This is a genomic window from Monashia sp. HAY1-2A, from assembly GCF_056755315.1.
Genome location: NZ_JBNDHY010000395.1, coordinates 1 through 275, shown reverse-complemented (window position 1 = coordinate 275; position 275 = coordinate 1). Strand labels below are relative to the sequence as shown.

The 275-nt window shown below is 63.6% G+C and carries 1 pseudogene; it reads right to left on the bottom strand.

Going from position 1 to position 275, the window contains the following annotated elements:
* Positions 1-275: pseudogene (locus ACPYOM_RS22450) on the bottom strand (ABC transporter); the annotation flags it as partial.

Here is a 275-nt window from a genome sequence, read left to right as displayed (position 1 = left end):
ACCCAATCCGCCCCGGCCACCACGTCCATCTCGTGTTCGACCACCACAACGGTGTTGCCGGCGTCGACCAGCATGTGCAGTTGGGCCATCAAGAGCTGGACGTCCGCGGGATGGAGGCCGGTGGTGGGCTCGTCCAGCAGGTACAGGGTGTGTCCTCGTTGGATGCGTTGCAGTTCGGTTGCCAGCTTGATGCGTTGGGCTTCGCCACCGGACAATTCCGTTGCGGGCTGGCCCAACCGCAGGTATCCCAAGCCCACCTCCTTGAGAGTCTGGAG